The following is a 12,380-nucleotide window of genomic DNA, read 5'->3' as shown; positions in this document are numbered from 1 at the left end:
GACCCGCCCGGCGCGTCACTCCTCGCCGACCGCCTCCTCCAGCGTGGCCACCGCGTCGAGCGCGTCGAGCAGCCCGCCCACCCGCAGGGTGCGCAGGATCAGGGGGTCGTCGCACACCAGCCGCAGCCGGCCGCCGCGGTCGGCGACCCGCCGCAGGGCGCGGCACAGCAGCCCCAGACCGGAGCAGTCGAAGAACGTCGTGGGCCGTAAGTCCACCACCACCTCGGGCGCCCCGGCGCCCGTGGCGGCGTCCATCGCCGGGCCGACGTACCCCAGCCCGGCGATGTCGATCTCGCCGTGCAGGGCCACCACGGTGCGTCCGCCGACCCGGGACGTGCGGGCGTACGGGGGCGGGGCCGGATGGCCCGGCAGGCATAAGTCACCGGCGGCCGCGCCGGAACCCGGCGGGTCGCCCGGCGTCGCGTCCGACGTCCCCTGGGGCACGGGTGCGCCACGGGGAGCGCCTTGCTGCGACATCACGAATTCCCCTCGGAACGGCACACTGCCCCCTTTCACCGTCCTCGGACTCCCGGAAGCGGGCAGAGTGGAGCGTCGGGTGCGGATCCGCCGGGTCCTGGGTGACGTGCAGGCGAGCGTAAGGGGGTGACCGTCGGTTACAGAGAGGGGGACGCGGCATTCCCCCAGCAAAAAACCCTCGTTCGAGTGAAATTCTTTTCTTCCTATTGACGCCTGATCAGCTGCGCTACAGGCCGTATCCGCACGTCATACGCGTCTCAGGCAAGGGCGTCGCCACTCCCCCCGGCCGCCGCATTCCCCGCGCTCGCGACCGCCGGTGTCAGATCCTCCAGCACCTCGAAGGCGTCCTCCAGCCGGACCATCCGCAGCAGCCGCAGGAACCGCGGATCCACGATGACCAGCCGCAGCCGGCCCTCCCGCTCCAGCACACGATTGCGCAGGCGGCACAGTAACGACACCCCGGCGCAGTCCAGGAAAGTGACGTGCCGCAGATCCAGCACCAGATCCGGGCATCCCGTACGGGCCAGGGATTCGAGCCGTGCGGAGATCCGTCCCGCGGCGAAGATGTCCAGCTCTCCCGCGACCTCAGCGACCGTGACACCGCCCAGCACCTGTACACGGACACCGAAGGCGGGCCGATCATCGAACATGCAAGCCTCCTCGGCAGGGTGGAGGCGCGCGACACCGGAACTCTGGGGGTAACACGACGTCCGGGCGGGGTGCGTGCACCGCCGGGGTCCAGGCCGGCCCTTCAGTACATGACATACCCATCTATCGGCTGACCAGTCAAAGAACGCCACGGCACGTGTCGTTGGCCTATGTGGCATCCGGAGAAGCCCACTCCGCGCCAATCGTTACTCATCAGTAAACGCAGCGGTCTTCTCATGTCCACTGTTGAACGTGAACATGCCACCCGGCACACACTTCGACACGACGACGAGGGACGGAACCCATGACTGCAGCACGCGCGCGATCACGACGGCTCGGCGTGACGGCGGTGGCCTTGGGCCTCGCCATCGGTCTGGGCGGTACGGCCACCGCGGCCACCGCCACGACCACGTCGGCCGCCACGCCGAGCGCCACCGGCACCGCGAAGGACACCGCCGCCGCGAAGGTCGACTACGAGACCTGGAAGCGCGATGTGAAGGCCGTCATCGACCAGGCCCGGCCCTACGTCGAGCAGCGCACCCAGAACCCCGGGGACCAGAAGCAGGCCATCGTCCTCGACATCGACAACACCTCGCTGGAGTCGGACTTCACGTTCAGCTACCCGGCGCCCGCCGTGGAGCCGGTCCTCCGGCTCGCCCGCGACGCGCACACCCGCGGGGTGGACCTGTTCTTCGTCACCGCGCGCCCGGACATCCTCACGCTGCCCACCCGGTACAACCTGGAGACGGTGGGCTACCCGGTGGCCGGGCTGTACGTGCGCGGCCTCCCCGACCTCTTCCAGGACGTCGCCGCGTACAAGACGGCCAAGCGCGCGGAGATCGAGAAGAAGGGCTACACGATCATCGCCAACATCGGCAACAGCGCCACCGACCTGTCCGGCGGCCACGCCGAGAAGACCTTCAAGCTCCCGGACTACGACGGCCAGCTGTCCTGACCGAGCGACCCCGAACGCGGTGGCGGCCCTCGCGAGGAGCCGCCACCGACGGCTGGGAAGGCCGAAAGCTCCAGATCTGCGGGCGATACGTTGTCACCTGCCCGCGCACCGGACCGTCCCGTGTGCCCCAAGACTGGACCGATGACCGGATCACGCGTACGGGCGCTCGGCCACTACCAGCCCGCGAAGGTGCTCACCAACGACGACCTCGCCACCATGGTCGACACCAGCGACGAGTGGATCCGCGCCCGGGTCGGGATCCGCACCCGCCATGTGGCACGCCCCGACGAGACGGTGGACGAGATGGCGGCGGCGGCCGCCGCCAAGGCCCTCGCCCACAGCGGCCTCGCCACCACCGACATCGACATGGTGCTGGTCGCCACGTCCACCGCGATCGACCGCAGCCCCAACATGGCCGCCCGGGTCGCCGCCCGGCTGGGCCTGGCCCATCCCGCCGTCATGGACATCAACGTGGTGTGCGCCGGGTTCACCCACGCCCTGGCCACCGCCGACCACGCGATACGGGCCGGATCGGCCGCCGCCGTGCTGGTCATCGGCGCGGACAAGTTCACCGAGGCCGCCGACTGGACCGACCGCTCCTCCTGCGTCCTGCTGGGCGACGGCGCGGGCGCGGCCGTGGTGACGGCGGCCGAGGAGCCGGGCATCGGTCCGGTCGTGTGGGGTTCGGTGCCCGAGATGGGCAACGCCGTCCGTATCGAGGGCACCCCGCCGCGCTTCGCGCAGGAGGGCCAGTCCGTCTACCGCTGGGCCACCACCCAACTGCCGCCCATCGCCCGCGCGGTGTGCGCCCGGGCCGGGATCGAACCGGCGGACCTGGCCGGGGTCGTGCTCCACCAGGCCAACCTGCGGATCATCGAACCGGTCGCCCGCAAGCTCGGCGCGGTCAACGCGGTGATCGCGCGCGATGTCGTGGACTCCGGGAACACCTCGGCGGCCAGCATTCCGCTCGCCCTGTCCAAGCTGGTCGAACGCGGCGAGATCCCCTCCGGGAGCCCGGTGCTGCTGTTCGGCTTCGGCGGCAACCTGTCGTACGGCGGCCAGGTCATCCACTGCCCGTAGGGGGTGTCCCCCGGTGTCCGATCCGTTCAAGACCGGCCGGTCGCGGGCTGCCTACGCTGCCCGCATGACACCACGATTCGACGCGCTCGGCCTGGCCGTCGCGGACATGGCCGCCTCCCTCGCCTTCTACCGCCTGCTCGGCCTGGACATCCCCGCCGGCGCCGACACCCAGCCGCATGCCGAGGCCGCCCTGCCGGGCGGGCTGCGCCTGATGTGGGACGCGGCCGAGACCCCGCCGCCCAGCGGGCCGGGACGGATGGCACTGGCCTTCCTGTGCGACGGCCCGGCCGAGGTGGACGCCACGTACGCGAAGCTCACGGAGGCGGGCGCGAGAGGCTCCAAGGAGCCCTGGGACGCCTTCTGGGGCCAGCGCTACGCGACCGTCCTGGACCCGGACGGCAACCAGGTCGACCTGTTCGCCCCGCTGCCCGGCTGACGGCACACGAGGACACCGGCGGGCTACCCCAGCAGCCCGCCCAGCGGTACGCCCGCCAGCCCCCGCACCTCGCGCGCCAGGTGCGCCTGGTCCGCGTACCCGGCCACCGCCGCCACCTCGGCGAACGGCATCCCGCCGCGCGCCAGCTCCAGGGCCCGGTTCAGCCGCAGCACCCGCCCCAGCGTCTTGGGCCCGTATCCGAAGGCCACCAGCGACCGCCGGTGCAGCTGCCGGGCGCCCAGGCCCACCACGCGGGCCACCTCGGCCACGCTCCGCCCGCCCGAGAGCCCCGCCACGACCTCGCCCACCACCGGATCGACGGGCTCCGCGTCCCGCAGCCGGTCCAGCGCCACGGCCTCCAGCACCCGCCCCACCCGCCCCTCGGAGGCCCGCTCCCTCAGCCGGCGCACCTCGGCCTCCGGCCAGAGCGCGGCCAACGGCACCCGCTGGTCACGCAGTTCACAGGCGGGGGGACCCAGCACCGAGGGGCCCGTGCCCGGGGCGAAGCGCAGCCCCACGGCGCGCGTCCCCGCGGGCCCACCGGCCAGATGCGCACGGGTGTCGGGCCCGGCGACCAGCAGCTGCCCGCCGATCCAGATCAGGTCCGTACAGCCGTCGGGCAGGACCCGCTGCGGCCCGGCCCCGAGGGTGCGGGACCACACCACCGCGCCGCCGCCCAGCCGCGACGCCCGCTCCCGGTAGCCGCTCCCGCCGTCGCTCTCGCTCAAGGGACCTCGCGCAGGTACATCGCACCGCAGGAGTGGCAGAAGGGCCCGGAGTCGCCCGAGGCCCACAGGTCCGCCGCCTGCGTCTCGGCGTCCGGGGCCAGCTCACGGCCGCACATCGCGGTCGTGCCGTTGCCCCGGACCATGTGCCAGATCTTGACCGGCGCGCCCGCCACCCGCCCGGAGCTGCCTTCCTCGTACTCCGCGCGCATCTCGTGCTGCATGGCGCCACACCTCCCGCTGACACCACCATGCTCCCGCCGCCACGGGCACGGCGCCACCCTGGGGCCCGGGAAGCCGCCGGGGAAGCCGGCTAGAAGACCGACCACCCGGTCACCGTGGTGAAGTGGTCCAGCGCCGCCACCCCGGCCACCGAGTTGCCGCGGGCGTCCAGCCCGGGACTCCATACGCACAGCGTGCACCGCCCCGGGATCACGGCGATGATCCCGCCGCCGACCCCGCTCTTGCCGGGCAGCCCGACGCGGTACGCGAAGTCGCCCGCCGCGTCGTACGTCCCGCAGGTGAGCATGACCGCGTTGACCCGCTTCGCCTCGCGCCGCGACAGCAGCCGGGAGCCGTCCGCGCGCAGTCCGTGACGGGCCAGGAAGCCGCCCGCGAGGGCCAGGTCGCGGCAGCTCATCTCGATCGAGCACTGCCAGAAGTAGTGCTCCAGGACGGTGGGCACGGGGTTGTCGAGGTTGCCGTAGCTCGCCATGAAGTGCGCGAGGGCGGCGTTGCGGTCGCCGTGGCCGGACTCGGACTCGGCGACGACCGGGTCGAAGGCGAGATCGGGGTTGCCGCTCTCGGCGCGCAGGAAGTCGAGCATCGTGGTGCTGGCGTCGCCGGTGAGGCTGTGCAGCCGGTCGGTGACGACCAGAGCGCCGGCGTTGATGAACGGATTGCGCGGGATGCCGTTCTCGTGCTCCAGCTGCACCAGGGAGTTGAAGGGGTTGCCCGAGGGCTCCCGGCCGACCCGCCGCCACAGCTTCTCCCCGTCCTGCGCGAGGACGAGCGCGAGGCCGAACGCCTTGGAGATGGACTGCACGGAGAAGGGCCGCCGCCAGTCGCCGACGCCGGTGACGTTGCCGTCGACGTCCGCGAGGGCGATGCCGAAGCGGTCCGGGTCGACCGCCGCGAGCGCGGGGATGTACTGGGCCACCTGCCCCCGGCCGATATGGGGCGCCACATGGGCCGCGACCTCGTCGAGTACGTCCTGGTAGTGCATGGTGCGGTGGTTCTCCTGCGCGTCGTCGAGCGGATCAGACGCACCATAACGGGCGCTCTCAACCGCCCCTCCACCAGGAGTCGATGACCCACCGTGTTTTTGGGTAAGCATACGGTGATACAGGCGGGCCGCGACCGGCGACCGCCGCACGATCAGAACGGAGGCGGTCATGGCCTCACCCATGTCCGCGGGGGACTTCCTGGCGGCACTGGAGAACGAGGGCCTGCGCGTGGTGCAGGTCGGCGACTGGCGGAACCACAACCGCAACCACAAGGGGCCCTGGGGCCCGGTGCACGGTGTGATGATCCACCACACCGTCACCTCCGGCACCGACCTCACCGTCGAGATCTGCCGCGACGGCGACGAGGCGCTGCCCGGCCCGCTGTGCCACGGCGTGATCGCCAAGGACGGCGGAGTGCATCTCGTCGGCTACGGCCGCGCCAACCACGCGGGGCTCGGCGACGACGACGTCCTGCGCGCGGTGATCGCCGAAAAGGCGCTCCCGCCCGACAACGAGGCCAACACGGACGGCAATCGCGCGTTCTACGGCTTCGAATGCGAGAACCTCGGTGACGGCGAGGACCCGTGGCCCGAGGTCCAGCTGGACGCGATCGCCCGGGCGGCGGCCGCGGTCTGCCGCCGCCACGGCTGGACCGAGCGGTCGGTGATCGGCCATCTCGAATGGCAGCCGGGCAAGATCGACCCCCGGGGGTTCACGATGGCCTCGATGCGCGCGCGCATCCGTGAGCGGCTGAAGTAGGAGCCCGTTGGGAGCGGCGGGCCCCGGCCGGAGGCGGTCAGGGCCCGCCTTCGGCCGTCTCCTCCCGGTAGGCCGCCGCCTCCTCCAGGTCCAGTCGGCGCAGCAGCGTGCGCAGCATCTCGTCGTCGATCCGGCGCGCGTCCCGCAGCTTCACGAACACCGCGCGCTCGCTGCCGATCACCTCGCGCGCCAGCCTGCGGTAGGTGTCGTCCGCCGACTCGCCCGTCACCTCGTTGACCGTGCCCAGCCGTTCCCACACCGCGTTGCGGCGCCGCTCCAGCACATTGCGCAGCCGGTCGGCCAGGGGTGGCGGCAGCGTGTTGCGCTCGTCGGCGAGGAGTTCGTCCAGCCGGTCCTCGGCGGCCCGGGACGCCTGGGCCTGCGCCTGCGCCTCGGCGAGCGTCTCGGCCTGGAGATCGGGTCCCGGTACGCCCAGCGCGCGGATGAGGGCGGGCAGGGTGAGCCCCTGGAGGACCAGGGTCCCGATGACGGTGGTGAAGGCCAGGAAGAGGATCAGGGTGCGGGCCGGGAAGGCGCCTCCGCCGTGCACGGTCTCCGGGATCGAGAAGGCGATGGCCAGGGACACCACTCCGCGCATCCCGGCCCAGCCGATGATGACCGGCGCCCGCCAGTCGGTGCCGGGCTCCCGCTCCCGGATCCTGCGGAAGAGGGCGCGCGGCACGAAGGTCGCCGGGAAGACCCAGACGAACCGTACGGCCACCACGGCCAGGAAGACGGCGACCGCGTACCAGGCCGCCTCGCCCGCCCCGTACTCCCCCAGGCCGCCCACCACGAACCGCAGTTGCAGCCCGATCAGCGCGAACACGGCCGACTCCAGGATGAAGGCGATCATCTTCCAGACGGCCGCCTCCTGGAGCCGGGTCGCGAAGTCGACCTGCCAGGAGCGGTGCCCGAGGTAGAGCGCGACCACCACGACCGCCAGCACGCCTGACGCCTCGACCTGTTCGGCGGCCGCGTAGGCGGTGTAGGGGATCAGCAGCGAGAGGGTGTTCTGCAGCAGCGGATCGCGCAGCCGGGTGCGCAGCCAGTGCAGCGGCACCATGAGGACCAGGCCGACGCCGACGCCGCCCACCGCGGCGAGCAGGAACTCACCCGCGGCATGGGTCCAGGTGGCGCCCTCCCCCACCGCGGCGGCGAGCGCCACCCGGTAGGCGGTGATCGCGGTCGCGTCGTTGACCAGGGACTCGCCCCGCAGAACGGTCGTCAGCCGGGAGGGCAGCCCGACTCGGCGGGCGATGGCGGTGGCCGCCACCGCGTCCGGCGGGGCGATCACCGCGCCCAGCACCAGGGCGGCGGTCAGCGGCAGATCGGGCACCAGCAGATGGGCGATCCAGCCGACGGCGAGGGTGGCGAACAGCACATAGCCGAACGACAGCAGCGCCACCGGCCGCAGATTGGCGCGCAGGTCCAGATAGGAGCTGTCGAGCGCGGCGGTGTGCAACAGCGGGGGCAGCACCAGGGGCAGCACGATCTCCGGCTCCAGGGTGTAGTCCGGCACCCCCGGCAGATACGAGACCGCCAACCCGGCCGCGACCAGCAGCAGCGGCGGGGGCACGGGGGTGCGCCGGGCCGCGCCCGCGACCGCCGCGCTGCCCGCGACCAGCATCAACAGCGGAGTGACATCCATGCCCCGTCCCGTCCCGTTTCATCAGCCCGTCAGCATTTAGTCTGGCAATCATGAAGGAGTGCCCACATGTTCCGGCCCTGCCGCGCCCCGAACCGGAGCCACAGGCCACCACCTGCCGCGAGTGCCTGGCACTCGGCAGCCATCCCGTGCAGCTGCGAATCTGCCTGGAGTGCGGCTATGTAGGGTGCTGCGATTCATCGACCTATCGACACTCCACACAGCACTTCGAGGAGACCCGGCATCCGGTGATGCGCAGCTTCGAACCGGGCGAGGACTGGCGCTGGTGCTACGTGGACCTGCTGATTGTCTAGCCGTCCCCGGCCCCCGGGGCGGGGCGGACGGGCGCGCCGGGGACCGATGCGCGGGGGAATCCGCTGCCGCGTTGTCGGTGCGGCGAGCTAGCCTTCACCACATGATCCGATCAGCCACGCCGTCCGACGTCCCGGCCATCCTCGCGATGATCCGCGAGTTGGCCGCGTACGAGCGGGCACCGCAGGAGGCCAAGGCCACCGAGGAGCAGCTGCGCGCGGCGCTCTTCGGGGAGCATCCGGCGGTGTTCGCGCTGATCGCCGAGGAGGTCGGCGGCGGGGCGCCCGTGCCGGTCGGATTCGCCCTGTGGTTCCGTAACTTCTCCACCTGGACGGGCACCCACGGGGTGTATCTGGAGGATCTGTACGTCACACCGCGAGCCCGCGGCGGCGGCCACGGCAAGGCGCTGCTGGCCGAGCTGGCGCGGATCTGCGTGGAGCGGGGCTATGCCCGCTTCGAATGGTCGGTGCTGGACTGGAACGAACCGGCGATCGGCTTCTACGCGTCCCTCGGCGCGGAGCCGATGGACGAGTGGACCGTGCGAAGGCTGTCGGGAGAGCCGCTGCGGGCGCTGGCCGCCCAGGCTCCGGGCATTCGACCAGCGGTTCGTTGAGTGAGGCGACATCTCTTTCGAATTGAGACCGCAGACCCCTAGCCACGCTGCGTACTCATATGCTTACTATGAGTGATATCGGGAATGTTCATCTCGGGGGTTCACCCATGACGGGGGCCGTGCTTCGTCCGGGCGACACCGAGTGGCAGATCGCGATAGCGTCGCAGCCGAACCGCACATCGCGCCGGTCCGTTATCCCTCCACCATAAGGGCATATGGCCGACGCTCCAATCAGCTCAGCTCAAACAGCTTGTGTCACCTTGGAGGTGAGGGTGTCCCAGATCGCAGGCGAGCCCGGGACCCAGGACTTCGTGGAAGTCCGGCTGCCCGCTGCGGGGGCCTATCTGTCGGTGCTGCGTACGGCGACCGCCGGCCTGGCAGCCCGCTTGGACTTCACCCTCGACGAAATCGAGGATCTGCGCATCGCGGTCGATGAGGCCTGCGCGATCCTGCTGCAGCAAGCCGTCCCCGGCAGTGTGCTGAGCTGCGTCTTCCGATTGATCGACGACGCACTGCAGGTGACCGTGGCGGCTCCGACCACCGATGGCCGCGCTCCCGAGCGCGACACCTTCGCCTGGACGGTGCTCTCCGCACTGGCGGGCAAGGTGGATTCGACCGTCGCCGAGGACCGCACGGTCAGCATCAGCCTGTACAAGGAGCGCGGCGCCGGCCCCGGACAGCCGTGACGGAAAAAGGGGGCTCCGTGAGCACTGCATCATCGCGGGGAGTACGCACCCCGGCCATCCCGCACCCGCCGGCCCGACCGCATCCCGCGGACTCGGAGGCGGCAGGAGACCGACCAGAGCGGGCGGACCACATGGATCAGCACGAGCAGGAGCAGGTGCATCAGCAGCACGATCCGCACGACCGGAGTGGCGCGCGGGCGATGTTCGTCGAGCTGCGGGGGCTTCCCGAGGGCTCCACGGAGCGGGCCGAGCTGCGCAACAACCTCGTGCGCATGCACCTGCCCCTGGTCGAGCACCTGGCCCGGCGCTTCCGCAACCGCGGCGAGCCGCTGGACGACCTGACCCAGGTGGCCACCATCGGACTGATCAAGTCCGTGGACCGGTTCGACCCGGACCGCGGTGTGGAGTTCTCGACCTACGCGACCCCCACGGTCGTCGGTGAGATCAAGCGGCACTTCCGCGACAAGGGCTGGGCGGTGCGGGTGCCCCGCCGGCTCCAGGAGCTGCGGCTCTCGCTGACCACCGCCACCGCCGAGCTGTCCCAGCGGCACGGGCGCGCCCCGACCGTCCATGAGCTGGCCGAGCACCTGGCCATCTCCGAGGAAGAGGTGCTGGAGGGCCTGGAGTCCGCCAACGCGTACAGCACGCTGTCGCTGGACGTACCGGACACGGACGACGAGTCCCCGGCGGTGGCGGACACCCTCGGCGCGGAGGACGAGGCGCTGGAGGGCGTCGAGTACCGCGAATCCCTCAAGCCGCTGCTGGAGGATCTGCCGCCGCGCGAGAAGAAGATCCTGCTGCTGCGGTTCTTCGGGAACATGACGCAGTCGCAGATCGCGCAGGAGGTCGGCATCTCCCAGATGCACGTCTCACGGCTGCTGGCGCGCACCCTCGCCCAGTTGCGGGACAGGCTGCTGGTGGAGGAGTAGCGAGCGGTGCCCGGGGCGAGCCCCGGGCACTCCCTGAACGGGAAGGTTCCTAGGCGTCGCGCGGGCCGATGCCCAGCGCCTCGGTCGCGGTCGGGTTGATGAGCAGCCCCAGGACGGTGACGGCCGCGATGGCGGTCAGCACACCGATGGCGATCAGCCCGCCACCGTTCTGCACCAGCGTCCAGGCCACCGGCAGCGCCATCAGCTGGGTGATCATCGCGGGGCCGCGGCTCCAGCGGCGGCGCAGCCACAGCCCGCGGGCCGCCAGCAGCGGCAGCAGGGCCAGGGCGAGCACGGTGATCCCGAGCGTCTCCGCCTGCTCCGGGCTCTCCGGGTTCCCGGCCAGGCCCATGATCAGGACGTAGACACCGAAGCCCACGAGCACCAGGCCCTCGACCCCGGCGAGGGCCGCGGCCACGGTCAGCCGGACCGGCCGGGGCCCCGCGGGCGCGGCACCGGCCTCGGCGGGCTCGGCGGCGTCGGCGGGCTTGGCGGCCTTCGCGGCGGGCCGGGCGGTCTTGGTGGCCGTCTTGGCGGGGGCGGGCTTCTTCCTGCTCACCCCAGCAGCGTAGCCGCCGTTGGACCCCGGCGGGCGGCCCCGGGGTTCGGGGAACGGCCCGACGGGTCGGTAGGCTGGCGCCCATGCGCGCACTCCTCGTGGTCAATCCGGCAGCAACCACCACCAGTGCCCGCACCCGTGACGTCCTGATCCACGCGCTCGCCAGCGATCTGAAGCTCGACGTGGCGACCACGGAGTACCGGGGGCACGCACGCGACCTGGCCCGCCGCGCGGTCGACAGCGGCACCCATGAGCTGGTCGTGGCGCTGGGCGGCGACGGCACGGTCAACGAGGTCGTCAACGGGCTGCTGCACAACGGCCCCGCCCCGGGCGAGCTGCCGCGCCTCGCGGTGGTCCCCGGCGGCTCGACCAATGTGTTCGCCCGCGCCCTCGGTCTGCCCAACGACGCCGTCGAGGCGACCGGCGCCCTGCTGGACGCGCTGCGCGACGGCACCGAGCGCACGGTGGGCCTCGGCCTGACGGCCGGCACCCCGGGCACCGCGGACGAGTCGGTGCCCGCCCGCTGGTTCACCTTCTGCGCGGGCTTCGGCTTCGACGCGAGCGTGATCGGCCGGGTCGAGCAGCAGCGCGAACGCGGCAAGCGTTCGACCCACGCCCTGTACATACGGCAGGTGATGCGCCAGTTCTTCGGGGAGCCGAACCGGCGGCAGGGCACCATCACTCTCGGACGGCCCGGCCAGGACCCGATCCGGGAGCTGGCGCTGTCCATAGTCTGCAACACCTCCCCGTGGACCTTCCTGGGCAACCGCCCGGTCTACGCGGCGCCCCGCGCGTCCTTCGACACCGCCCTCGACGTGCTGGGACTCGCCAAGCTGTCGGCTCCGGCGATGACCCGCTACGCGACCCAGCTGCTGATGTCGACGCCCGAGCGGGGGCCCCACGGCAAGCATGTGGTGGGGCTCCACGATCTGACGGACTTCACCTTGCAATCCCAGGCGCCACTGCCGTTCCAGATGGACGGAGACCACCTGGGACTGCGTACGAGCGTGACGTTCACAGGCGTACGCCGTGCACTGCGTGTGATTGTGTGAGTCAGACCCCATAAAGTCCTTGTAGTCGAACGTTTAGGCTGGGATCCACCCCCGGGAAGTACGGCTGTGATACAGCCGACACCAAGGAATCAAAAAAAACTTTCCGGAAGGGGTTGTATCCGCCGCCGAGGTTTGCGAATCTCTTCTTGGCGATCGGGACGGCCCCACAGAAGGCCCCCTTGAGAGCCCGAACCCCCTCCTCAAATCCACGGGAACGCACCAGCGCCCAAACTGGCGGCGTCCCTGTCCTTGTCGAGGGATTCGTGAAAGCGTTCACA

The 12,380-nt window shown here is 71.5% G+C and carries 16 protein-coding genes; 9 read left to right on the top strand and 7 right to left on the bottom strand.

What is annotated here, in order from left to right; translation table 11 throughout:
- Positions 1-15: 15 nt before the first annotated feature.
- Both ABZ562_RS09860 and ABZ562_RS09855 read right to left on the bottom strand, forming a co-directional pair.
- Complete coding sequence (locus tag ABZ562_RS09860) at positions 16-477, bottom strand: STAS domain-containing protein (protein ID WP_361476102.1); 462 nt, start codon at positions 475-477, stop codon at positions 16-18.
- A 257-nt stretch (positions 478-734) separates the two neighbouring features.
- Positions 735-1,127: an STAS domain-containing protein gene (locus tag ABZ562_RS09855; protein ID WP_361476100.1), complete on the bottom strand. Its 393-nt coding sequence runs from the start codon at positions 1,125-1,127 to the stop codon at positions 735-737.
- A gap of 302 nt (positions 1,128-1,429) precedes the next feature.
- Here ABZ562_RS09855 and ABZ562_RS09850 point away from each other — a divergent pair, with 302 nt between their 5' ends.
- From ABZ562_RS09850 to ABZ562_RS09840, 3 genes are all read left to right on the top strand, one after another.
- The gene (locus tag ABZ562_RS09850) at positions 1,430-2,080 is read left to right on the top strand and encodes an HAD family acid phosphatase (protein WP_361476098.1); all 651 of its coding nucleotides are present in this window, start codon (positions 1,430-1,432) and stop codon (positions 2,078-2,080) included.
- Between the two features lie 141 nt (positions 2,081-2,221).
- Positions 2,222-3,160: a beta-ketoacyl-ACP synthase III gene (locus ABZ562_RS09845; RefSeq protein ID WP_361476096.1), complete on the top strand. Its 939-nt coding sequence runs from the start codon at positions 2,222-2,224 to the stop codon at positions 3,158-3,160.
- Between the two features lie 64 nt (positions 3,161-3,224).
- A complete protein-coding gene (locus ABZ562_RS09840) occupies positions 3,225-3,596 on the top strand; it encodes a VOC family protein (protein WP_361476094.1) in 372 nt (123 codons plus the stop codon).
- Positions 3,597-3,619: 23 nt separating this feature from the next.
- Here ABZ562_RS09840 and ABZ562_RS09835 read toward each other — a convergent pair whose 3' ends face one another.
- From ABZ562_RS09835 to ABZ562_RS09825, 3 genes are all read right to left on the bottom strand, one after another.
- Positions 3,620-4,324, bottom strand: coding sequence for a helix-turn-helix domain-containing protein (locus ABZ562_RS09835; RefSeq protein WP_361476092.1), 705 nt, complete (start codon positions 4,322-4,324; stop codon positions 3,620-3,622).
- Positions 4,321-4,545, bottom strand: a complete 225-nt coding sequence (locus ABZ562_RS09830; RefSeq protein WP_055547913.1) for a hypothetical protein — start codon at positions 4,543-4,545, stop codon at positions 4,321-4,323. Before ABZ562_RS09830 ends, ABZ562_RS09835 begins: the two co-directional genes overlap by 4 nt.
- Positions 4,546-4,634: 89 nt before the next feature.
- Positions 4,635-5,546: a glutaminase gene (locus ABZ562_RS09825; RefSeq protein ID WP_361476090.1), complete on the bottom strand. Its 912-nt coding sequence runs from the start codon at positions 5,544-5,546 to the stop codon at positions 4,635-4,637.
- A 169-nt stretch (positions 5,547-5,715) separates the two neighbouring features.
- On the opposite strand from ABZ562_RS09825, the gene ABZ562_RS09820 reads away from it, so the two are divergent.
- On the top strand, positions 5,716-6,306 hold the full coding sequence (locus ABZ562_RS09820; protein WP_361476088.1) for an N-acetylmuramoyl-L-alanine amidase: 591 nt from the start codon (positions 5,716-5,718) through the stop codon (positions 6,304-6,306).
- Between the two features lie 37 nt (positions 6,307-6,343).
- Here the strand turns inward: ABZ562_RS09820 and ABZ562_RS09815 are convergent, their stop codons facing one another.
- Complete coding sequence (locus tag ABZ562_RS09815) at positions 6,344-7,954, bottom strand: Na+/H+ antiporter (RefSeq protein WP_361476086.1); 1,611 nt, start codon at positions 7,952-7,954, stop codon at positions 6,344-6,346.
- A 50-nt stretch (positions 7,955-8,004) separates the two neighbouring features.
- On the opposite strand from ABZ562_RS09815, the gene ABZ562_RS09810 reads away from it, so the two are divergent.
- The 4 genes from ABZ562_RS09810 (at position 8,005) to ABZ562_RS09795 (ending at position 10,491) form a co-directional block, all read left to right on the top strand.
- Positions 8,005-8,265: a UBP-type zinc finger domain-containing protein gene (locus ABZ562_RS09810; RefSeq protein ID WP_361476084.1), complete on the top strand. Its 261-nt coding sequence runs from the start codon at positions 8,005-8,007 to the stop codon at positions 8,263-8,265.
- 101 nt (positions 8,266-8,366) lie between these two features.
- Positions 8,367-8,876, top strand: coding sequence for a GNAT family N-acetyltransferase (locus ABZ562_RS09805; protein ID WP_361476082.1), 510 nt, complete (start codon positions 8,367-8,369; stop codon positions 8,874-8,876).
- A gap of 272 nt (positions 8,877-9,148) precedes the next feature.
- Positions 9,149-9,562, top strand: coding sequence for an anti-sigma regulatory factor (locus tag ABZ562_RS09800; RefSeq protein ID WP_009715155.1), 414 nt, complete (start codon positions 9,149-9,151; stop codon positions 9,560-9,562).
- Positions 9,563-9,618: 56 nt separating this feature from the next.
- A complete protein-coding gene (locus tag ABZ562_RS09795) occupies positions 9,619-10,491 on the top strand; it encodes an RNA polymerase sigma factor SigF (RefSeq protein WP_055548740.1) in 873 nt (290 codons plus the stop codon).
- Positions 10,492-10,540: 49 nt separating this feature from the next.
- Here ABZ562_RS09795 and ABZ562_RS09790 read toward each other — a convergent pair whose 3' ends face one another.
- A complete protein-coding gene (locus ABZ562_RS09790) occupies positions 10,541-11,050 on the bottom strand; it encodes a hypothetical protein (RefSeq protein ID WP_361476080.1) in 510 nt (169 codons plus the stop codon).
- An 83-nt stretch (positions 11,051-11,133) separates the two neighbouring features.
- Between ABZ562_RS09790 and ABZ562_RS09785 the strand changes: the two genes are divergently transcribed.
- Positions 11,134-12,102, top strand: coding sequence for a diacylglycerol kinase family protein (locus ABZ562_RS09785; RefSeq protein ID WP_361476079.1), 969 nt, complete (start codon positions 11,134-11,136; stop codon positions 12,100-12,102).
- Positions 12,103-12,380 lie beyond the last annotated feature (278 nt).

It is taken from the genome of Streptomyces sp. NPDC019937 (assembly GCF_040631655.1).
Classification (GTDB): domain Bacteria; phylum Actinomycetota; class Actinomycetes; order Streptomycetales; family Streptomycetaceae; genus Streptomyces.
Note: the sequence above shows the minus strand (reverse complement) of the source record. Positions and strands in the feature narration are given on the sequence as shown.

Bases quoted from the DNA above. Each gene is read 5' to 3' on its own strand.
- ABZ562_RS09860 (WP_361476102.1), bottom strand. From the start codon at position 477: ATGTCGCAGCAAGGCGCTCCCCGTGGCGCACCCGTGCCCCAGGGGACG.
- ABZ562_RS09825 (WP_361476090.1), bottom strand. From the start codon at position 5,546: ATGCACTACCAGGACGTACTCGACGAGGTCGCGGCCCATGTGGCGCCC.
- ABZ562_RS09785 (WP_361476079.1), top strand. From the start codon at position 11,134: ATGCGCGCACTCCTCGTGGTCAATCCGGCAGCAACCACCACCAGTGCC.
- ABZ562_RS09850 (WP_361476098.1), top strand. From the start codon at position 1,430: ATGACTGCAGCACGCGCGCGATCACGACGGCTCGGCGTGACGGCGGTG.
- ABZ562_RS09820 (WP_361476088.1), top strand. From the start codon at position 5,716: ATGGCCTCACCCATGTCCGCGGGGGACTTCCTGGCGGCACTGGAGAAC.
- ABZ562_RS09805 (WP_361476082.1), top strand. From the start codon at position 8,367: ATGATCCGATCAGCCACGCCGTCCGACGTCCCGGCCATCCTCGCGATG.
- ABZ562_RS09815 (WP_361476086.1), bottom strand. From the start codon at position 7,954: ATGGATGTCACTCCGCTGTTGATGCTGGTCGCGGGCAGCGCGGCGGTC.
- ABZ562_RS09810 (WP_361476084.1), top strand. From the start codon at position 8,005: ATGAAGGAGTGCCCACATGTTCCGGCCCTGCCGCGCCCCGAACCGGAG.
- ABZ562_RS09830 (WP_055547913.1), bottom strand. From the start codon at position 4,545: ATGCAGCACGAGATGCGCGCGGAGTACGAGGAAGGCAGCTCCGGGCGG.
- ABZ562_RS09855 (WP_361476100.1), bottom strand. From the start codon at position 1,127: ATGTTCGATGATCGGCCCGCCTTCGGTGTCCGTGTACAGGTGCTGGGC.
- ABZ562_RS09845 (WP_361476096.1), top strand. From the start codon at position 2,222: ATGACCGGATCACGCGTACGGGCGCTCGGCCACTACCAGCCCGCGAAG.
- ABZ562_RS09840 (WP_361476094.1), top strand. From the start codon at position 3,225: ATGACACCACGATTCGACGCGCTCGGCCTGGCCGTCGCGGACATGGCC.